Raw genomic sequence first — 20,463 nt, forward strand, 5'->3', positions numbered from 1 at the left:
TTGTGCCAGAACGCCTTCTGACCTAGGCGGTCCTGGCGACCAGCACGCAGGCGTCGTCCTCGCGCGCGGAGTCGCCGAACTCCTCGACGACCATGCGTACGCAGTCCTGTGCGGTACGCGCCTCGCCGAACCGCGGGGCCAGGTCGAGGAGCCGGTCCACGGCCTCCGGCCTGTCGTGCCCGGTCACCAGTCCGTCCGTGTGCAGCAGGAGTACGTCGCCCGCTTCGAGGGTCTCCTCGGCCTGTCCGTAGGACGCTCCCGAGGTGGCGCCGAGCAGGACGCCGTCCGGTGCGCTCAGCATGCGCCCCGTCCCGTCGCGGAACAGCAGCGGGGCGGGGTGTCCTGCCTGCGCCCAGGTCAGCGTGCGGGTCTCGGGCCGGTACCGGCAGCACACCGCGCTGCCCAGGGCCGGTTGGACGGTGGCGTCCAGTAACTGGTTGAGCCAGGACATCAGTTGGCCCGGCTCGGTACCCGCCATCGCCATGCCGCGCAGGGCACCGAGCAGCATCGCCATGCCCGAGGTGACGGCGACACCGTGTCCGGTGAGGTCGCCCACGCTCAACAGGGTGGCGCCGTCGGAGAGTTGGAGCGCGTCGTACCAGTCGCCGCCGATCAGCGCGTTCGTCGAGGAGGGCAGATAGCGGGCGGCCAGGTCGAGTGTCTCCGGCCCCTGGTGCGGGAGCCGCAGGGTGCCGCGCCACGGCGGCAGCACGGCCTCCTGCAGTTCGACCGCGAGCCGGCGCTCGGTCTGCGCGTGGTGCCGGTGGCGCTGCAGCGAGTCACGGGTCTCGCTCACCGTCCGCTGGCTGCGGCGCAGTTCGCTGACGTCCCGCAGCACGGCCCACATCGAGGCGGTGCCGCCGTCGGCGTCGAGCACGGGCTCGCCCATCATGTGCACGGTCCGTACGGCGCCGTCGGGCCGTACGACGCGGAACTCGCCGTCGATGGGCTTGGCGTCGACCAGGCAGTCCGTGACCATCGCCGTCAGGCCCGGCCGGTCCTCGTCGAGGACCAGGGACGGCAGCTCGTCGAGGGTGAGCGGAGGAGCGGCCGGATCGCGGCCGAGGATCTGGTACAGCTCCCCGGACCAACTCACCGCGTCCGTCAGCAGATTCCACTCGGCGCTGCCGACCCGGCTGAGCAGTGAGTCGGGTCGGGGTGCCTCCGGTACGGCAGTTGCTGCGACCGGCGTCTGGACGGCCGCCGGCACGGGCGGCGGGCCGTCCCGCAGCTGGGCCAAGTGCTCGTCGACGTCGTTGAGTTGATGCAGCGCCAGATCGCACAGCGCCCGCTGCCACCGCTCCCGGGGATCCGAACCGTCCCGCTGCGCGTCCCGCCGTACGGCGTCCACGTCGCCCATGAGCCGCCGCGCCTGCGATATCAGCGCGTCGACCGAGCCGCGCGCGGGCGGCTGGGCGGCTGGGCGGTCCGCAGAGAGATGGGACGGCATGACGCACTCCGATGCGGGGACGGTTCGACCAAGGCGGATGGAGGGACCGGTTACGACTGTCGCACAGCCCGCGACGCCCTGTAAGGGATTTGGCAACACCCGATCCGGTGGTGCTTCTGGCATATGCCAGCGTCTTCACGGACGGATGGTGCCGTGTCGGTGGCGTAGCTGCCCAGGTGGGGCAAGTCGTATACGCGGTACGCGAGTTGGGGTATGGGTCACCCGCAGGAGTCGACATTCAACCACCTGTTCGACGCTCTTGTGTTCCTGCATGGCGCAGACGTCCGGTGAGAGGCCGAAAAGTGTTGCTCGGGTGAGTGATCCGCAGTACGCAGCAGTCATTTTGAGCCGTTGCTTTGTTATAGCCATGACAATTCTGTGGGCGTGATGCCACGCTGCTGTGCACCACGCTCACCGAGCGTTCACTTCCTCCTCACCCTTCCTCCTAGTACCCGCGCGCCGCCGGACGGCCGTACCCCGGCCCGACCCGCTCTCCAGGACTCCACCGAGTCCGACCACCCCACATAAGGAGAACGCCTTGACCCGGCATGACCGTTATCCGCACCACCCCAGATACACCGCCGCTCTGGTGCTCACCGCAGTCGGCACCCTGCTGGCCGCCGGAATGCAGACCGGCGCCGCCTCCGCCGTTCCCGGCGGCGGCCACTCCCCGGCGAAGATCCTGGCCACCCCCCGGGCCGGAGCCGCCCCGGTCACGCTGACGCCGGCGAAGCACGCCGCCCTCCTCAAGAGCGCGGGCGCGGCCGTCCGGAGCACGGCGAAGAACCTCGGCCTCGGGGCCAAGGAGAAGCTCGTCGTCAAGGACGTCACGCAGGACGCCGACGGCACCACCCACACCCGCTACGAGCGGACGTACGCCGGACTGCCCGTCCTCGGCGGCGACCTGGTCGTCCACGCCAAGAGCGGCCGCCTCTCGGTGACGAAGGCCGCGAAGGCGGACCTGAAGCTGGCGGACATCACCCCGAACGTGACCTCGGCGACGGTGAAGGCCAAGGCGCTCGTGGCCGCGGCGAAGAAGGGCGGCGAGGAGGTCAAGCTCGACGGCGCCCCGCGCCTCGTCGTCTGGGCCGCCGGAGCCAAGCCCGTCCTCGCCTGGGAGGCGGTGGTCGGCGGCTTCCAGGACGACGGCACCCCCAGTGAACTCCACGTGATCACCGACGCCGACTCGGGCAAGGCCGTCTTCCAGTACCAGGGCATCGAAACGGGCACCGGTACCGGCCAGTTCAACGGATCGGTCCCGCTCAGCACCACGCTCGACCCGGCGACCTCGACGTACCAGCTCGTCGACGGCGACCGCGCCGGACACAAGACCTACGACCTGAACCAGGGCACCTCGGGCACGGGCACCCTGTTTACGGATGACAACGATGTCTGGGGCGACGGCACCGCGACGAACCGCCAGACCGCGGGCGTGGACGTCGCGTTCGGCGCCGCGGCCACGTGGGACTACTACAAGGAAGTTTTCGGCCGCAACGGCATACGCAACGACGGCGTGGCCGCCTACAGCCGGGCCCACTACGGCAGCAACTACGTCAACGCCTTCTGGTCCGACACCTGCTTCTGCATGACCTACGGCGACGGCTCGGGCAACACCCACCCCCTGACGGCGCTGGACGTGGCCGCGCACGAGATGACCCACGGCGTCACCGCCGCGACCGCCGGCCTCACCTACTCCGGTGAGTCGGGCGGTCTCAACGAGGCCACCTCGGACATCTTCGCCGCCGCGGTGGAGTTCCACGAGAACCTGCCCGCCGACGTCCCCGACTACCTGGTCGGCGAGAAGATCGACATCAACGGCAACGGCACACCGCTGCGTTACATGGACAAGCCCTCCAAGGACGGCGCGTCCCGCGACTACTGGAGCTCGACGCTCGGCAGCGTCGACGTCCACTACTCCTCCGGCCCGGCGAACCACCTCTTCTACCTGCTGTCCGAGGGCAGCGGCGCGAAGACCGTCAACGGCGTCTCCTACGACAGCCCCACCTACGACGGCGTGCCCGTCGCCGGCATCGGCATCGACAACGCCCAGAAGGTCTGGTACCGGGCGCTCACCACGTACATGACCTCGTCCACCAACTACGCCGGTGCCCGCACCGCGACCCTCCAGGCGGCGGCCGACCTCTTCGGCGCGTACAGCCCGACGTACCTCGCCGTGGCCGACGCGTGGGCGGCGATCAACGTCGGCAGCCGGATCGCGCTCGGCGTCAACGTGGCCCCGATCTCCGCACAGATCAGCGGAGTCGGACAGTCCGTGTCCCTGCAGACGAGCGCGTACACCACCAACTCCGGTGCGGGACTGACCTATTCGGCCACCGGACTGCCCGACGGACTCTCCATCGACAGCACCGGTCTGATCTCCGGCATCCCGACCACCCTCGGGAGCAGCGACGTCACGGTGACCGTCACCGACGACACGGGCGCGTCCGCCACCACCTCCTTCACCTGGCGCGTGGCGAACATCTACGCCAGCAGCACCCGGGTGGACATCCCCGACAACGCCGCCGCCGTGGAGTCCCCGATCACGGTCACCGGCCGCGACGGCAACGCCTCGGCCACCACCCAGGTCTACGTCAAGATCGTCCACACCTACCGCGGCGACCTCACCGTCGACCTCGTCGGCCCGAACGGCACCGTCTACTCCCTGTCGAACCGCGCCGGCGGCTCCGCCGACAACATCGACCAGACCTTCACCGTCGACGCCTCCGCCCAACCGGTCAACGGCACCTGGAAGTTGAGGGTCCAGGACCACGCGGCGATCGACGTCGGCTACATCGAGCAGTGGCAGCTGACTCCCTGACGCACAGCCCGCGTGACTGACCGTCCGTGACGGTCCCGGCCGCGCCCGCACCAGGTGGGCGCGGCCGGAGCCGTCACCCGGGCGTCGTAGATTGTGTCCATGATCGAGGAGACAGCGCCCGAGCGGTTACAGCGGTCGGGCACCCGACCCAGGCATGCCGCGCGGAAGAAGACGGAAGGCGGGGGCGGACTGCTGCGTTCGTCCGCGCTGATGGCGGCGGGAACCCTGGTCTCTCGCGCAACCGGCCTGATACGCCAGGTACTTCAGGCCGCAGCCTTGGGCACCGGACTGCTGGCCACTACCTACAACCAGGCCAACACGGTGCCGACGAGCCTGTACTTCCTGTTGATCGGCGGCGCCCTGAACTCCGTTCTGGTACCCCAGTTGGTCCGGGCCAGGACCGAACACCCCGACGGCGGCGCCGCGTTCGAGCAGAGACTGGTCACCCTCGTGCTGTGCGTCCTGGGCGTGGGCACCGCACTGGCCACCTGGGCCGCCCCCGAGATCATCAGCGTCTACCAGCACGACACACCCGCCACCCACGACGCCTTCCAACTGACCGTCGTCTTCGCCCGGTTCCTGCTCCCGCAGATCTTCCTCTACGGCGTCTTCAGCATCTTCGGCCAAGTCCTCAATGCCCGGAACCGGTTCGGCGCGATGATGTGGACCCCGGTCCTCAACAACGTCGTCCTGATCACCATGTTCGGCCTCTACCTGGGCCTGCTGACCGCACCGGAACAGGTGTCGGACATCACGGGCGCCCAGGTCCGGCTGCTCGGCATCGGGACCACACTCGCCCTCGCAGTGCAGGCACTCGCCCTGATTCCCTACGCCCTGGCGGCCGGATTCCGGTTCAGGCCGCGCTTCGACTGGCGCGGCACCGGGCTCCGCAAGAGCGTCAACGCGGCCCGCTGGACACTGCTGTTCGTGCTGACCAACCTGGCGGCCAGCACCGTGGTGACCCGCCTGGCCTCCGCCGCCGACGCGGCCCGGCCCCGCGACGGCGTCGGCTACACCGCCTACAGCTACGCCCAGCAGATCTGGATGCTGCCCCAGTCGATCATCACCGTGTCCCTGGTGACCGCGCTGCTCCCGCGCATGAGCCGGGCGGCGACCGAGCACCGCCTCGACGACCTGCGCGCCGACCTGTCCCGCGCACTGCGGGTCAGCGGTGTCGTCATCGTCCCCGCCGCCTTCTTCTTCCTCGCCTTCGGCCCGCAGACGGCCCAACTGCTGTTTGCCCACGGCTCCGCCGACGCCGCGGCCACCGTCCCCCTGGGCCACATGCTGCAGGCCTTCGGCCTCGGACTGATCCCCTTCTCCGCCCAATACCTTCTGCTGCGCGGCTTCTATGCCTTCGAGGACACCCGAACGCCGTTCCGGATGGCCGTGTTGATCTCGGGCATCAACATCGTGCTGGCCGTGGCCTGCCATTTCCTGCTGCCCCCGCGCTGGGCGGTCACTGGAATGGCCGGTGCCTACGCCGTGTCGTACGGGATCGGTCTGCTACTGACCGCGCTGCGCCTGCGGCGCCGTACCGCGGGACTACTCGACGGACGGCGGATCTGTCGCACCTACGCGAAACTGACCGTGGCCGCCACCGCCGCCGGAGGTGCCGGGTGGCTTCTGGCCCGCGTCTGCAACGAGGGCCTGGCTACGGGCAGTTGGGCGCCTGCCCTCTCGCTGGCGGCGGGCGGTACGGCGATGGCCGTGCTGTTCCTGCTCCTGGCGCGGCTGCTGCGGATAGGGGAGCTGCGGAGCCTGCCCGGACTGGGCTGAGTGTCGGGCGCCGGCCCGCGCGGTCACCGACGCGGACAGTTCACGCACCCTTCGCGACCAGCCCCTCAGACAGGACCCACAGTCGCCGTGCGTTGTCGGGATCCACGGCATAACGGGCCACTCCGTGCAGTGTGCCCGAGCGGCGGTCGACGACGTCGGCTTCTTTGCAGTCGACGAAGTAGCGGCCGCCGATCCCCTCCAGCAGGGGTGAGGTGGCGAGGAGGGTGGAGGTGGCGGCGCCCTGCTCCGCGGTCTTGATGAGTTCGGCCGGGACCTTTCCGCTGCCGCGTCCGCCGGTGTGCCGTTGGAGGTTGGTGTAAATGGCGCCCGGCATCAGGGCGTTGGCGGTGATGTTGTCGCCGGCCCAGCGGTGGGTGGCCTCCACCGCGAAGAGGATGTTGGCGGTCTTGGACTGGCCGTAGGCGAGCCACGGGTCGTAGGGCCGGAAGTCGAAGTCGATGTCGTCCCACACGACCGGCGACTGCTGGTGACCGGTGGAACTGACCACCACGACACGGGCGTTGCCGTCGGCCGCGAGGGCGCCGTGCAGTCCGGTGGCGAGGGCGAAGTGCCCCAGGTGGTTGGTGGCGAACTGCCACTCGCGGCCCTGGTCGGTGTACTGCTCGGGGCAGGCCATCACACCGGCGTTGTTGACCAGGATGTGCAGCGGGCCCTGCCAGGCGGCGGCGAAGGCCGCGACGGAGTCGAGATCCGTCAGGTCGAGCCGCCCCACGCGCACCTGTTCGTTGCCGGTCGTCGCGGTGATGTCCTTGGCGACCCGCTCGCCCGCCGCCAAGTCCCGTACGGCGAGGGTGACGTCGGCCCCCGTGGCGGCCAGCGCGCGGGCCGTCTCCGCGCCGATGCCGGAGGAGGCGCCGGTGACGACGGCACGGCGGCCGGTCAGGTCGATCCCGTCCACGACGTCCGCGGCGGTGCTGGAGAAACCGAAGGGGGTGGTGAGGGCAGTCATGCGTGAACTCCTTGCCGTGCTGAACTGGTTGCGCCCTGGTCAGGGGGTGAGCTTGAGGTCCTGCTCGACCAGCGGTTTGCCCGAGTGCCAGTCCAAGGCGGCGCCGAAGCGCACCAGTTCGCCGTAGAGCGCGGGATCGACGTGCTCCGCGAAGACGAGGTCGAGCACGGCACTCGCGGCCTCGGCCGGGGACTTGGCCTGGCTGAAGTCGTCGAACCAGGGGCGGGAGGTGGCCGTGTCCACCATGCCGGGGCACACGGATGCGATCAGGGTGTCGCTCGCCAGGTCGTCCTGACGGCGCTCCGCGGCGACCGCGCGGACGGCGGCGACCTGGGCCACCTTCGAGGGCACGTTCAGCCAGAGCGGCCAGCCCGCCTCGGCGGTGGTCCGGTGGTGGACGGCGCTGCGCCAGGACTCGACGGCGTACTCGACCTGGTCCAGGCTCGCGCCGTCGAAGAGGTCGTGCAGCGCGGGGTCGAGATGGCCGAGGGTGCCGAGGCTGCTGGCCACGACGAGGAACCGGCCGCCCGGGCGCAGCACCGGGCCGAAGGAGCGCAGCATCGCGTGGGTAGCGGTGTTGGAGACGTCGATGAACTCGTCGGCGCGCTCGGACTGCGACTCCCCGGGGAGCATGCGGGTCACGGCGTTGGAGATCACGATGTCGACCCCGCCGTAGCGCTGCCGCAGCTCGTCTGCGAGGTGGGCGATGGCGTCGGTGTCGGTGACGTCGAGGACCCGGCCCTCCACCCGGCTGCGGGTGCCGGGCAGGGCGGCCACCTCGCGGGCCGCGTCGGTGACCCGCCGCTCGTCGCGGCCGGTGAGCAGAACGGTGTCGTCGGGACCCATGCGGGCCGCCAGTCCCTCGACGAGGGCGCGGCCGAGTCCCTGGTTGGCGCCCGTGACGAGGGCGATGCGCGGAGCGTTCATGCCTCCACGGTAGGAACGATCACATGCATGCGTCCAACGAAAGTTACGCACCGCTAGTATGCGTAATCGTCATGGACTTCACGGATGTGTCACTCACCGCCCTGCGCGTCTTCCGCGCGGTCGCCGAACAGGGGACCTTCACGGCGGCCGCCGCGTCGCTGGGCTACACCCAGTCGGCGGTGTCCCGGCAGATCGCCGCGATCGAACGCGCCGCGGGCACGGAACTGCTGGAACGCCGCCGCGACGGCGTACGGCTGACCCCGGCCGGCCACATCGTCATGCGCAGGGCGACGGTCGTACTGGACCAGATCGACACCACCGCCCGCGAACTCTCCGGGCTGCCCACCGAGGCCGCGACCGTCCGCCTGGGCTGGCTGCCCAGCGCCGGAGCGGCCCTGCTGCCACGCGTCCTGCTCGCCCTGCGCCGCAGCGACCCGGACGTGAACGTCGTCAGCCGGGAGGGCGGCACTCCGGCCCTGGTCCGCGCCCTGCGGGCCGGCAGCCTCGACCTGGCGCTACTGGCGTCCGCGCCCCCCTTCCGGCCCCCGGACACCGAATCGCCCCCGCTGGTCCTGCGCACCCTCACCGAACGCCCGCTGTACCTCGCGGTGCCCGCCACGCACCCGCTGGCCCGCGCCGACTTCGTCGACGTGGCCGACCTGCGCGGCCGGCGCTGGATCGCCGGTTCCTCCTCCGGCGAGGACCGCCTCATGGGCGTATGGCCCGGCCTCGACGAACGCCCTGAGATCGCCCACATCGCCCGCGACTGGCTGGCCAAGCTCCAACTCGTCGCGGCGGGCTGCGGGTTGACGACCGTGTCCGCCTCCCTGGCTCCGGCCGTCCCGCCCGGCGTGCGGGTCCTGCCGGTGCGGGGCGGACCCCAGGAGCAGCGGCGACTACTGCTCGCGCGGCTTCCGGGGGCGCCCGGCGAGGCGGTCACTCGGGTGGCGGCCGCCCTGCGTGCCGCCGCACTCGACGGCGGGGACACGAGCCCCGGAGGAGGCGACTCAACGGTGGTGTGATGCACGTCACATCAACTCATTCGTGGTTCCGCGTAATGCGAACGGCACCTACGAGGTCGTACAGGCACACGGCAATCCGGCCGACCTCTCACCCGTAGCGGAGACCGCCCATGGACATCACCCTCGAACAGCCCACCCGAGCCCGGCTGATCACGGCCGACGACACCGAGATTCCCGTGTCGGCCACGCTTCGCTACCTCACCTCGGACCCGCTGGCCGTGCACCTCGACTTCCCGCCCGAGGTGTCCCTCGACGGTGACACGGTCACCTGGACCTTCGCCCGGGCACTGCTGGAGGAGGGGCTGCGGCGGCCGGCCGGGAGCGGGGACGTGCACCTGTGGCCGTGCGGTCAGGCCCGTACGGTGCTGGAGTTCCACTCGCCGTTCGGGCTCGCCCTGCTCCACTTCCACACCCCGGCGCTGCGCCGCTTCCTGCTGCGGACGTACGACGTGGTGGCCACCGGGCAGGAGGACATGGACGCGGTCGTCGACCGGGGGCTGAGCGCCTTGTTCGGAAGTGTCTGAGGGCAATTCGGCGCCAGGACAGCGGTTTTGACTTTTGTTCACCTCCATCTCACCGTCCGGGTATGGACCTTGGCGATCACCCCGTGCACCCTTGCGCGCGGTGTGCCGCTCGGGCACGCCTGTGACGAGGGCGGAGCGCATGACACCGATCAGCCGAAGAGGCTTCGTGGGGCTCGGTGCCACCGTGGCGGCGGGCATGGTGACGGGCACCGGTGTACGGCCCGCGATCGCGGCACAGCAGGCCGCGACCGGCACGATCTCGGACGTGAAACACGTGGTGATCCTCATGCAGGAGAACCGCAGCTTCGACCACTACTTCGGGCGCCTCAAGGGCGTCCGGGGCTTCGACGACCGCAGCGGCATCACCCTCAGCGGCGGCTACCCGGTCTTCAACCAGCCCAACGGCGGCGCCCGTCAGTACCCGTGGAAGCTGAGCGCCACCCCGGCCGCGGGCGGCAAGGACGGCGAGACGCTCGCCCAGTGCAACGGCGACCTGCCGCACTCCTGGTCATCGCAGCACTCCGCTTGGAACAAGGGCCGCCTCGACAACTGGGTCTCGGGCGTGGGCAATGTCCGCTCGCTCGGCTATCTCGACCGCGCCGACATCCCCTTCCACTACGCGCTCGCCGACAACTACACCGTCTGTGACGCCTACTTCTGCTCCACCCTCAGCGCGACCGGCCCCAACCGCACCTACCTGTGGAGCGGCAAGGTCGACTCCTCCAGCTACGACGGCGGTGACGAGTCCGGCCTGACCTGGCAGAACTACGCCGAGGCGCTCCAGAACGCCGGAGTGAGCTGGAAGGTCTACCAGAACGCGGCCGACAACTACGGCGACAACGCCTGCGCCTACTTCAAGAACTTCGCCAACTCCAAGGCGGGCAGCCCCCTTTACGACCGCGGCATGGCCTCCGTCCCGGCCGCCACCGGCTCGACCCCCGACGACATCGCCGCCGCCATCAAGGCCGACGTCCTCGCGGGCACCCTCCCGCAGGTCTCCTGGGTCGTCCCCAACCAGGCCTTCTCCGAGCACCCCTACGCCCCGCCCGGCGACGGCGCGCACTTCATCGGCCTCGTCTACCAGGCCCTCGCCGCCGACCCGGACGTCTTCGACTCGACCGTCCTGTTCCTCAACTACGACGAGAACGACGGCTACTTCGACCACGTCCCGCCACCCGCCCCGCCCGCCGGCACCGACGGCGAGTTCCTCAACGGCGTCCCGTACGGCTTCGGCTTCCGCGTCCCGATGATCGTCATCTCGCCCTGGACACGCGGCGGTTGGGTCTCCTCCGAGGTCTTCGAACACACCTCGGTCCTGCGCTTCCTGGAGACCTGGACCACGGCCCTCGGCAAGCCGGCCACCTGCTCCAACATCAGCACCTGGCGCCGCAAGGTCAGCGGCGACCTGACCGGCGTCTTCGACTTCGCCAACCCGGTCTACGGCTCCGTCGCGCTCCCCGCGACCAGCGTCATCGGCATCTCCACCTGCGGCCCGCTGCCCAACCCGGTGCCGACGAACAACGCCCTGCCCGCGCAGGAGACCGGCACCCGGCCCGCCCGCGCGCTGCCGTACCAGCCCAACGGGTACCTGGACCACCTGGAGTTCGGGTCGAGCGGCAAGATCCTCGCCTGGTTCGCCATGGCCAACCAGGGCGGCGCCGCCAAGAGCGCCGCCCATCTCTCGATCCACCCCAACGCCTACCGCGACACCACGCCCTGGCAGTACACGATCGACCCCGGCGGCACCGCCTCCGACTTCTTCAACATCGGCACGGGCTACGGCAGCGGCAAGTACGACCTCTCCATGGTCGGCCCCAACCGCTTCCTGCGCCGCTTCCAGGGCGATGCCACGAAGGCGGGCAAGTCCGTCGAGGTGAGCACTTGTTACGCGGTCGAGTCGGGAACCGGCAAGCTTGCTATCTACTTCAAGATGGTCAACTCGGGCTCCGCAGCCGTGAAGTTCACCATCACGTCCAACCACTACCGCAGCGACGGACCGTGGACCTACACGGTCGCTGCGGGCGCGTCGACGGAGGACTTCTTCAACGCCGTTGCTTACCAAGGCGGTTGGTACGACTTCACGGTCACTGTCGACTCCGACGCGACCTGGTCGCGCCGGTTCACCGGACACCTGGAGTCGGGCGCGGCGAGCGTCAGCGGCTGAGGTCGGCGTACAACTCCGGGCGCGGGGCGAGCTCCACGGCCACCCGGCCGCCGCTCTTCAGCGCCCGGACCCCGGCCTCGGCGACCACGGAGGACGCGTAGCCGTCCCAGACGCTCGGGCCGGTGACGCGGCCCTGCCGAGTGGCGTCGACCCAGGACTGCACCTCGCGGTCGTAGGCGTCCGCGAAGCGCACGAGGTAGTCCAGCGGCACGTCCTCGTGTGCGCTGCCGTGCGTGGTGACGACCATCGTGTGGTCCTCGCCGATCCGGGCACTGCCCGCCTCGCACACGGCCTCGCAGCGCACCTGGTAGCCGAAGCCGCTGTTGACGAAGACCTCGACGTCGACCAGGGCACCGCCCTCGGTCTCGAAGAGCACGAGCTGTGGGTCGATCAGCCCTTCCGGGGCGTTCGCCGAGGAGCGCGGGCTGAGCACCCTCACCGCCGTGAGTTCCTGCCCGAGCAGCCAGCGGGCCGCGTCGATCTCGTGCGAGACGGAGCTGTCGATGAGCATCGCCGAGGTGAAGTAGGGCGGCGAGGACACATTGCGGTGGGTGCAGTGCAGCATGAGCGGGCGCCCCAACTGTCCGCTGTCCAGCAGGGACTTGAGCCGCTGGTACTCGGCGTCGTAGCGCCGCATGAAGCCGATCTGCGCCAGCCGCCGCCCGAGCCGCGCCTCCGCCTCCACCACCCGGAGTGCCCCTGTGGAGTCGGGCACCATGGGCTTCTCGCACAGCACCGGCAGCCTGCGTGCGAAGGCCGCGAGCAGTGCCTCCTCGTGTGCGGGGCCCGGCGAGGCGATGAGCACCGCCTCGACTCCGGGGGCGTCCAGCGCGGCCACGGCGTCCTCGTGCACCGTGACCGCTTCCAGACCGGCCGCCGCCTCCTTGGCGCGCTCGGTGTCCGGGTCGGCCACCGCGGCCACCCTGGCGCCGCTCACCACCTGGTCGAGGCGTCGTATGTGGTCGGCTCCCATGTGTCCCGCACCCAGCACGGCCACGCCCAGCAGGTCACCCACGTGTGCTCTCCCTCTACGTCGACGATCACGCCGTAGCGTACGCCGTAGGGGGAGGGGGCCTCCGGAATGTGCGGGGCCCGGCAGCGCGGTGGGTTCAGTAGCGCAGCACGCCCGCGATACCGTCCGCGTCGTTCAACGTGCCGTCGGGGACGAAGCGGACCTCGGCACCGGTCTCCAGGCACTGTTCGACGATCTCGTCCACGATGTCCTCGCGGGCGTCGAGGTCGCCGCTGTCGGCCGGGACCAGATGGTCGCCGTGGTCGTCGCGGACCGTGACGCGGTAGTTCTCCTCGACGGCCAGCAGCCGCACCCGGCCCTCGCGGGCGTTCTGCCAGACCTCGTCGACGCCGGCCGCGAACTCCTTGCGTCCGCGCGCCGATTCGAGTTCCCGGGTCACGGTCTTGGTGTTCTTGCGCGCCTCCGCGTCGACCAGCGGCCGTACGGCCTGCCACACCGCGTCGGGCGTGCCGTGTGCGAGACCGCCATGGGGGATGTGGACCGCGCCGTTGGTGGAGCTGCCGACCTCGTCCAGCGCGGACAGGGCCGCCTGCTCTCCGGTGATGTAGAGCGGGCGCCGGTGCTCGCGCAGGATCCGGCCCATCGCGGTGTCGGCCTCGCGCAGGAAGTGCCGGGTGTCCTCGTCGCGGAAGGTGCTCGGGATGTCGCCGATGCGCTCCTGGCGCTCGGCGTCGAAGTTGTCCCGGTCGCGGGTCAGCGGGAAGCCGCCGGTGTGGGCCTCGGTGACCCGGTCGACACCGCCGTTCCACAGCGTGACGCGGTCGGCGGAGACGGAGAGCACCCAGAACGGCCGCTCGGAGGCCTGCGCGGAGACGAGATTACGGGTGAGGAACGTGTCGGAGAGCACCACACGTTCCGGCACCGACCTGGCGAGGGACCACACCTGGTGCTCACCGGGCGCGGCGAAAATGACCAGACCGTCCTCGGCGTGCGCGAGATCGATCTCGGCGAGGGCCTGGTCGAGCTGCCGGACGACGTCGATGCGCCGGTCCCGGGGGACCGCGGGATCGGCCTCCAGCTGCTTCTTGGCCTCGGCCAGCACATTGCGCAGCCGGACGGGATCCTGGGCGTTGTCGGGCTCGCGGCGATGTGTCGGCGTGAGCACGGAGACCGCGGGGTAGGGGCGCGGGCGCCGCAGTTCGGTGAGGGTGGCGGGACTCAGTGCGTGCTCCATAACAGCACGATAGGGCCGATTGACGGATGGGGCATATGGGGGAAGCCCGCCAGGCAATTGGGGCAAATGGTTGCTAACGTCCCACGGGTGACGCAAGCCGCCACCACCGAAACCCGGACCACGGCCGCCAAGCTGAGCCTGCCGACGCTGACCACCATGGTGGTCGGCTCCATGGTCGGGGCCGGGGTGTTCTCGCTCCCGCGCAGATTCGCGCAGGAGACGGGCGTGGCCGGCGCCCTCATCGCCTGGGCCGTCGCCGGCACCGGAATGCTGATGCTCGCCTTCGTCTTCCAGACCCTCGCCGTCCGCAGACCCGACCTCGACGCCGGTGTCTACGCCTACGCCAAGGCCGGCTTCGGCGAATACCTCGGCTTCTTCGCCGCGTTCGGCTACTGGGCCAGCGCCTGCGTCGGCAACGTGACGTACTGGGTGCTGATCATGTCGACGATCGGCACCATCGCCCCCTCGCTCGGCGAGGGCGACACCGTCCTCGCGGTGGTCCTCTCCTCGGCCGGACTGTGGCTCTTCTTCCTGCTGATCAGCCGCGGGGTGAAGGAGGCGGCGGCGATCAACCGGATCGTCACCGTCGCCAAGGTCGTGCCGATCCTCGTCTTCGTCGTCCTCGCGCTCTTCTACCTCAAGCCCCATGTCTTCGCCGAGAACTTCGGCGGCGCCGACTACGCGGGCTCCCTGTTCCAGCAGGTCAAGGGCACCATGCTGGCCACCGTCTTCGTGTTCCTGGGCGTGGAGGGCGCGAGCGTCTACTCCCGGCACGCCCGCCGCCGCGAGGACGTCGGCCGCGCCACCGTCCTCGGCTTCCTCAGCGTCTTCGCGGTCTTCGCGTCGGTCACGATCGTGTCGTACGGCCTGATGCCGATGGGTGAGATCGCCGAACTGCGGCAGCCCTCCATGGCGGGAGTGCTGGAACACGCGGTGGGCACCTGGGGGAAGGTCTTTGTCAGCGTCGGACTGATCGTCTCCGTGCTGGGCGCCTATCTCGCCTGGACGTTGATGGCCGCGGAGGTGCTGTTCGTCGCCGCCAAGGACGACGACATGCCGCGCTTCCTGAAGAAGTCCACGGCGGCAGACGTGCCCGTGCCCGCACTGGTGATGACGACGCTGCTGAGCCAAGTCGTCCTGGTCGTCACCTACTTCTCCGACGACGCCTTCAACTTCGCACTGGACCTGACGAGTTCGCTGACGCTGATCCCGTTCCTGCTGGCGGCGGGCTTCGCCGTACGGATCGCGCTCGCGCGAACCCGTTCAGGGCGGGGCGAGTTGGTGGTCGCCGTGCTCGCCACCGTCTACACCGCGTTCCTCATCTACGCGGCCGGCTTCAAGTACCTCCTCGTCTCGTTCATCATCTACGCGCCCGCCACCTTCCTGTTCGTCAAGTCCCGCAGGGAACAGGGGCGTTCGCCCTTCTCGGCCCGCGAACTGGTGATCCTCGCCGTCTCGGTCGCGGGTGCCGTCGTCGGCGTCGTCGCCCTGGCGGCGGGCTGGATCAGCCTCTGACCCCGCCTTCGACCTCCGGAAAGGTGTGTGCACCGTGACCAACCCAGACACCGTGGACCGACATGAGTACGGCGTCCACTCCGAGGTCGGCCGACTGCGCAAGGTGCTGGTCTGCGCCCCGGGCCTGGCCCACCGCAGGCTCACCCCGACCAACTCCGACGACCTGCTCTTCGACGACGTGATGTGGGTCGAGAACGCCCAGCGCGACCACGCCGACTTCGTCAACAAACTCCGCGAACGCGGCGTCGACGTGGTCGAGTTGCACGAACTGCTCGCCCAGACCATGACGATCCCCGCCGCCAAGGACTGGCTCCTGGACCGGAAGATCGTCGCCAACGAGGTCGGCCTCGGCCTCATCGACGCGACCCGCGCCTACCTGGAATCCCTCGAACCGGCCGAACTGGCCAAGTACTTGATCGGCGGCCTCGCCACCACCGACCTCCCCGACGACTACCGCACCGACTATGTCGCCCTCGCCCGAGAGTCCACCGGCGTCCGTGAATACCTGATGCCTCCGCTGCCCAACACCCTCTACACCCGCGACACGACCTGCTGGCTCTACGGCGGCCTCACCCTCAACCCGCTCTACTGGCCCGCCCGGCACGACGAGACCCTGCTGATGAAGGCGATCTACACCTTCCACCCGGACTTCGCGGGCTCCCTCGTCTGGTGGGGCGACCCCGAACTCGACTGGGGGCAGGCCACGTTCGAGGGCGGCGACATCATGCCCGTCGGCAACGGCGTGGTCCTCATGGGCATGAGCGAGCGCACCTCGCGCCAGGCCATCACCCAAGTCGCCAAAGCACTCTTCGACCTGGGCGCCGCCGAGCACGTCGTCGTCGCCGGCATGCCGAAGCTGCGTTCCGCGATGCACCTCGACACCGTCTTCACCTTCGCCGACCGCGACCTGGTCACCCTGTACCCGGCGATCATGGACGCCGTCCACACCTTCTCCCTGCGCCCCGGCGACAAGGGCCCCGGCATCGACATCGTCGACGAGGGCCCGACCCCCTTCACCGACGTCGTCGCCAAGGCGCTCGGCCTGCCCGAGCTGCGGGTCGTCGAGACGGGCGGGGACGTCTACGCCTCCGAGCGCCAGCAGTGGGACAGCGGCAACAACGCGGTCGCGCTGGAACCGGGCGTGGTCTTCACCTACGACCGCAACACCCAGACCAACACCCTGCTGCGCAAGGCCGGCGTCGAGGTCATCACCATCGTCGGCGCCGAACTGGGGCGCGGCCGGGGCGGCGGCCACTGCATGACCTGCCCGATCGTGCGGGACCCGGTGGAGTTCTGAACTGCCGGGCGAACCGGGGATGTTGGTGAACTCTTTGCCCGTGGCCGGTTCCTGACGAGCACCGCCCGGTGGGACGCCGATCGGCGGATCTCGCGGACGCAAAGCACGGCCGAAAGCGGTGGGGTGGCGCGGCCGTTCAGGTTACGGGCATGTTGACCGACCTCGACACCGTGACTCACTCTCGACGCATAGGTGCTAGATACAACTGGTTCGTTCAGGCAACCTCGACTTGAGGAAAGACCCAGGTGAAACGAGGTTGCCCGGCCGGCCGGACGCAGGAGGTAACGCATGTGCGGCATCACCGGATGGGTCTCCTTCGACCGTGAACTGCGCACCGAGGCCGCGACATTGGATGCAATGACCGAGACGATGGCCTGCCGCGGCCCGGACGGCCGCGGCGTCTGGGCACAGGGCCCCGCCGCCCTCGGACACCGCCGGCTCGCGATCATCGACCTGCCCGGCGGGCACCAGCCGATGACCGCCGACACGGTGGACGGCACCGTCGCCCTCGTCTACTCGGGGGAGACCTACAACTTCACCGAACTGCGCCGCCAACTCGCCGACCGGGGCCACCGGTTCATCACCGACTCCGACACCGAGGTCGTCCTGCGCGGCTATCTCGAATGGGGCGACGCCGTCGCCGAACGCCTCAACGGCATGTACGCCTTCGCGATCTGGGACGGCCGCCGCGACCGACTCGTCATGATCCGGGACCGCATGGGCATCAAGCCCTTCTACTACCACCCGACCTCCGACGGCGTCCTCTTCGGCTCCGAACCCAAGGCGATCCTCGCCAACCCGCTCGCCCGCGCCCGGGTCACTCTGGACGGTCTGCGGGAGCTCTTCACCATGATCAAGACACCTCGACACGCCATCTGGGACGGCATGTTCGAGGTCGAGCCGGGCACCGTCGTCACCGTCGACCGCGCGGGCCTGCGCCGCCGTACCTACTGGCACTTGGAGACCCGCCCGCACACCGACGACCGCGAGACGACCGTCGCCACCGTCCGTACCCTCCTCGACGACATCGTGCGCCGCCAGCTGGTCGCCGACGTGCCCCGCTGCACCCTGCTCTCGGGCGGCCTGGACTCCTCCGCCATGACCGCCATCGCCGCCCGCCAACTCGGTGAGCACGGCGAGAAGGTGCGCAGTTTCGCCGTCGACTTCGTCGGCCAGAGCGAGAACTTCGTCGCCGACCAGCTCCGCGGCACCCCCGACACGCCGTACGTCCACGACGTGGCCCAGGCCTCGGGCACCGACCACCAGGACATCGTGCTCGACGCCCAGGCCCTCGCCGATCTCGACGTACGGGCGAGGATGATCCGCGCTCGCGATCTCCCCATGGGCCTCGGCGACATGGACTCCTCGCTGTACCTGTTGTTCCGCGCCATCCGCGACCAGTCCACCGTCGCCCTGTCCGGCGAGTCCGCCGACGAGGTCTTCGGCGGCTACCAGCAGTTCTTCGACGAGGAGGCCCGGCGTGCCGTCACCTTCCCCTGGCTGGTGCGCTTCGGCCGGGACTTCGGGTACGACTCCGACGTCCTGCGCACCGACCTGACCGAGGCGCTGGACACGCCGTCGTACATCGCCGACGGCTACCGCACGGCCGTCGCCGGCGTCCAACGCCTCGACGGCGAGAGCGACTTCGAGTACGGCATGCGGCGCATCTGCCACCTGCACCTCACCCGCTTCGTCCGCATCCTGCTCGACCGCAAGGACCGCGCGAGCATGGCCGTGGGCCTGGAGGTCCGGGTGCCGTTCTGCGACCACCGGCTCGTCGAGTACGTCTACAACACGCCCTGGTCCCTCAAGTCCTACGACGGCCGGGAGAAGACCCTGCTCAGGGAGGCCACCGCGGACGTCCTCCCGAAGTCCGTGTACGACCGGGTCAAGAGCCCGTACCCGTCCACCCAGGACCCCAAGTACGCGGTCGCCCTCCAGGACCACGCCAAGGACCTGCTCGCCCGCCCCTCCCACCCGGTCTTCGACCTCGTGGACCGCGAGCGGCTCCGCCGGGTCGCCCACAGCGACGCCCCGATCAGCACCCAGGCGGGGCGGCGCGGTCTGGAACGCGCCCTGGACCTGGCGCTCTGGCTCGACCTCTACAAGCCCGAGATCTCACTCGCCCGAGGCTGAGGTGTCCGGCTGGCAGGAACTCCCGCTGGGCGGCAGCGAGCCGTAGAGCAGGAAGTCGTTGACCTTGGTGTGCACACACTTGGACGACGCGTAACCGGTGTGGCCCTCACCCTTGTTGTCGAGCACCACGGCCGAGGAGCCGAGCCGGTGTGCCGTCTCCACGGTCCAGCGGTACGGCGTCGCCGGGTCGCCCCGGGTGCCGACGAGCAGCATCTTCGACGTGTCCACGTTCTTGACGTCGTCGCGGATGTAGTCGGTGCCCTTGGGGCGGCCGTAGCACATCAGGACCTCGGTGAGCCGGTAGCGGCCGAAGACCGGTGACGCGGCCTGGTACTCGGCGCGCAGTCCGGCCAGGTCCTTGGTGATCCGCTCGGCGGTGGGGCGGTCGGGGTCGTCGGCGCAGTTGATGGCCATCAGCGCGGCCGGGAGGTTGTCGAGCGGGACGTTCTGCGCGTCGACGAGGCCGCCGCCCGACTCCTTGCCGCCGCTCCGCAGTCCGGGCAGCCCGGACCCGCCGGACGAGAACGCCATCACGGCGCGCGTGTCACCGTCCTCCACCAGCGAGGCGATGGCGCGCTCCAGCGTCGGCCACAACTGCTTGCTGTAGAGCGCCTGGCCGATGGCGCCCACCAGATCCTGACCGGAGAAAGTGTCACCGAAGTCCGTCTGCACCGGATCCTGGTCGAGCGAGTCGACGAGTCCTACGACCCGGTCCGGCGCCGACCGCGCGTCCGTGCCGAACGGACAGGCGATGTCCTGCACACACCAGTTGAGGAAGTCCTCCAGCGCGGTCTGCTGCCCCTCGGCGCCCGCCATGCCCTGCTCGGACAGAGGCTCGGTGAGGGTGTCGACGCCGTCGAGCACCAACCGGCCCACCTTCTTGGGGAATTGGGCCGCGTAGACCGAGCCGAGCCGCGTTCCGTAGGAGAAGCCCAGGTAGTTGAGCTTCTTGTCGCCGAGGGCCTGGCGCATCACGTCCAGGTCCCGGGAGGCGTTGACCGTGCCTATGTGGGGCAGGACCGGGCCGGAGTACTTGGCGCAGACGGCCGCCGCCTTCCGCAACTGCTTGAGGACGACCTTCGGATCGCCGCTGTCGATGTCCGCCGGGTCCTCGTCCGTCGCGGCCGAGCCCTGGTCGGCGCCCGCGCCGCAACTCACGGGCGAGGATTGGCCGACACCGCGCGGATCGAAGGTGACGACGTCGTAGCCGTTCGTCAGATCCATGAACTCCTTTCCGTCCGAGGCGAGTTCACTGACGCCCGCACCGCCGGGACCACCGAAGTTCAGCAGCACCGAACCCCTCGACTTCCCGGTCGCCCGGTATCGCGCCAGCGCGAGATCGAGCGTCGCCCCGTGGGGCTTCGCGTAGTCGAGCGGGACGGTGACCTTCCCGCACTGCAGATCCTTGGGCGCGTCCGCGTCCTTGCACGCGGCCCACTTCACCTTCTGCCGGTAGAACCGGGACAGGTCGGGCCGCGGCCCGTCGTCGGCCGTGGCGAGCGTGGGCAGCCCCGCGCCGAGCAGTGCCAGCGTGAGGATCCCGGTGAACGCGCAGCGCCGGAACGCGGGCCGCGATGACAGCCTGGCCAGCATCAATGCCTCCAAGGGCGCGCTGTGACCGGCGCCCTCGATCACGATAAACGGGCCTCACTGG

The 20,463-nt window shown here is 69.9% G+C and carries 14 protein-coding genes; 8 read left to right on the forward strand and 6 right to left on the reverse strand.

The features are described from left to right. Positions 1–22 precede the first annotated feature (22 nt). Positions 23–1,450, reverse strand: a complete 1,428-nt coding sequence (locus SSP08S_RS18410) for a PP2C family protein-serine/threonine phosphatase (RefSeq protein WP_019069083.1) — start codon at positions 1,448–1,450, stop codon at positions 23–25. Between the two features lie 538 nt (positions 1,451–1,988). Here SSP08S_RS18410 and SSP08S_RS18415 point away from each other — a divergent pair. Together SSP08S_RS18415 and murJ are read left to right on the forward strand one after the other, a co-directional pair. After that, the gene (locus tag SSP08S_RS18415) at positions 1,989–4,268 is read left to right on the forward strand and encodes a M4 family metallopeptidase (protein WP_019069084.1); all 2,280 of its coding nucleotides are present in this window, start codon (positions 1,989–1,991) and stop codon (positions 4,266–4,268) included. Positions 4,269–4,367: 99 nt separating this feature from the next. After that, entirely contained in the window at positions 4,368–6,047 is a 1,680-nt protein-coding gene (gene murJ / locus SSP08S_RS18420) for a murein biosynthesis integral membrane protein MurJ (RefSeq protein WP_078532456.1), read from the forward strand. A 40-nt stretch (positions 6,048–6,087) separates the two neighbouring features. Here murJ and SSP08S_RS18425 read toward each other — a convergent pair whose 3' ends face one another. Both SSP08S_RS18425 and SSP08S_RS18430 read right to left on the reverse strand, forming a co-directional pair. Continuing rightward, on the reverse strand, positions 6,088–7,017 hold the full coding sequence (locus SSP08S_RS18425) for an SDR family NAD(P)-dependent oxidoreductase (protein WP_019069086.1): 930 nt from the start codon (positions 7,015–7,017) through the stop codon (positions 6,088–6,090). Positions 7,018–7,056: 39 nt separating this feature from the next. Further along, positions 7,057–7,944 (reverse strand): SDR family NAD(P)-dependent oxidoreductase, encoded by an 888-nt coding sequence (locus tag SSP08S_RS18430; protein WP_019069087.1) that lies wholly within the window; start codon positions 7,942–7,944, stop codon positions 7,057–7,059. Positions 7,945–8,015: 71 nt separating this feature from the next. Here SSP08S_RS18430 and SSP08S_RS18435 point away from each other — a divergent pair, with 71 nt between their 5' ends. The 3 genes from SSP08S_RS18435 (at position 8,016) to SSP08S_RS18445 (ending at position 11,654) form a co-directional block, all read left to right on the forward strand. Further along, positions 8,016–8,966, forward strand: a complete 951-nt coding sequence (locus SSP08S_RS18435; protein ID WP_019069088.1) for a LysR family transcriptional regulator — start codon at positions 8,016–8,018, stop codon at positions 8,964–8,966. A 110-nt stretch (positions 8,967–9,076) separates the two neighbouring features. Continuing rightward, positions 9,077–9,490 (forward strand): SsgA family sporulation/cell division regulator, encoded by a 414-nt coding sequence (locus SSP08S_RS18440; protein ID WP_019069089.1) that lies wholly within the window; start codon positions 9,077–9,079, stop codon positions 9,488–9,490. A gap of 139 nt (positions 9,491–9,629) precedes the next feature. Beyond that, positions 9,630–11,654, forward strand: a complete 2,025-nt coding sequence (locus tag SSP08S_RS18445; protein ID WP_019069090.1) for a phosphocholine-specific phospholipase C — start codon at positions 9,630–9,632, stop codon at positions 11,652–11,654. On the opposite strand, the gene SSP08S_RS18450 is transcribed toward SSP08S_RS18445, so the two are convergent. Both SSP08S_RS18450 and SSP08S_RS18455 read right to left on the reverse strand, forming a co-directional pair. After that, on the reverse strand, positions 11,644–12,669 hold the full coding sequence (locus SSP08S_RS18450; protein WP_019069091.1) for a Gfo/Idh/MocA family protein: 1,026 nt from the start codon (positions 12,667–12,669) through the stop codon (positions 11,644–11,646). The genes SSP08S_RS18445 and SSP08S_RS18450 overlap by 11 nt on opposite strands. 94 nt (positions 12,670–12,763) lie before the next feature. After that, positions 12,764–13,861 carry a baeRF3 domain-containing protein gene (locus tag SSP08S_RS18455; RefSeq protein WP_019069092.1) on the reverse strand — a complete coding sequence of 366 codons (1,098 nt, stop codon included), beginning with the start codon at positions 13,859–13,861 and terminating at the stop codon, positions 12,764–12,766. 66 nt (positions 13,862–13,927) lie between these two features. Here SSP08S_RS18455 and SSP08S_RS18460 point away from each other — a divergent pair, with 66 nt between their 5' ends. From SSP08S_RS18460 to asnB, 3 genes are all read left to right on the forward strand, one after another. Continuing rightward, the gene (locus tag SSP08S_RS18460) at positions 13,928–15,376 is read left to right on the forward strand and encodes a basic amino acid/polyamine antiporter (RefSeq protein WP_174479394.1); all 1,449 of its coding nucleotides are present in this window, start codon (positions 13,928–13,930) and stop codon (positions 15,374–15,376) included. 34 nt (positions 15,377–15,410) lie between these two features. Next, a complete protein-coding gene (locus tag SSP08S_RS18465) occupies positions 15,411–16,673 on the forward strand; it encodes an arginine deiminase (protein ID WP_026178609.1) in 1,263 nt (420 codons plus the stop codon). Positions 16,674–16,961: 288 nt separating this feature from the next. Beyond that, a complete protein-coding gene (gene asnB, locus SSP08S_RS18470; protein WP_019069095.1) occupies positions 16,962–18,809 on the forward strand; it encodes an asparagine synthase (glutamine-hydrolyzing) in 1,848 nt (615 codons plus the stop codon). Here asnB and SSP08S_RS18475 read toward each other — a convergent pair. Further along, positions 18,792–20,402, reverse strand: coding sequence for an alpha/beta hydrolase (locus tag SSP08S_RS18475; RefSeq protein WP_019069096.1), 1,611 nt, complete (start codon positions 20,400–20,402; stop codon positions 18,792–18,794). The two genes, asnB and SSP08S_RS18475, sit on opposite strands and share 18 nt — an antisense overlap. Positions 20,403–20,463 lie beyond the last annotated feature (61 nt).

It is taken from the genome of Streptomyces hokutonensis (assembly GCF_000376565.1).
Lineage (GTDB): Bacteria > Actinomycetota > Actinomycetes > Streptomycetales > Streptomycetaceae > Streptomyces > Streptomyces hokutonensis.

Coding starts and splice junctions, on each gene's coding strand:
- SSP08S_RS18455 (WP_019069092.1), bottom strand. CDS start 13,861: ATGGAGCACGCACTGAGTCCCGCCACCCTCACCGAACTGCGGCGCCCG.
- SSP08S_RS18445 (WP_019069090.1), top strand. CDS start 9,630: ATGACACCGATCAGCCGAAGAGGCTTCGTGGGGCTCGGTGCCACCGTG.
- SSP08S_RS18425 (WP_019069086.1), bottom strand. CDS start 7,017: ATGACTGCCCTCACCACCCCCTTCGGTTTCTCCAGCACCGCCGCGGAC.
- SSP08S_RS18430 (WP_019069087.1), bottom strand. CDS start 7,944: ATGAACGCTCCGCGCATCGCCCTCGTCACGGGCGCCAACCAGGGACTC.
- SSP08S_RS18475 (WP_019069096.1), bottom strand. CDS start 20,402: ATGCTGGCCAGGCTGTCATCGCGGCCCGCGTTCCGGCGCTGCGCGTTC.
- murJ (WP_078532456.1), top strand. CDS start 4,368: ATGATCGAGGAGACAGCGCCCGAGCGGTTACAGCGGTCGGGCACCCGA.
- asnB (WP_019069095.1), top strand. CDS start 16,962: ATGTGCGGCATCACCGGATGGGTCTCCTTCGACCGTGAACTGCGCACC.
- SSP08S_RS18410 (WP_019069083.1), bottom strand. CDS start 1,450: ATGCCGTCCCATCTCTCTGCGGACCGCCCAGCCGCCCAGCCGCCCGCG.
- SSP08S_RS18435 (WP_019069088.1), top strand. CDS start 8,016: ATGGACTTCACGGATGTGTCACTCACCGCCCTGCGCGTCTTCCGCGCG.
- SSP08S_RS18440 (WP_019069089.1), top strand. CDS start 9,077: ATGGACATCACCCTCGAACAGCCCACCCGAGCCCGGCTGATCACGGCC.
- SSP08S_RS18460 (WP_174479394.1), top strand. CDS start 13,928: ATGGTTGCTAACGTCCCACGGGTGACGCAAGCCGCCACCACCGAAACC.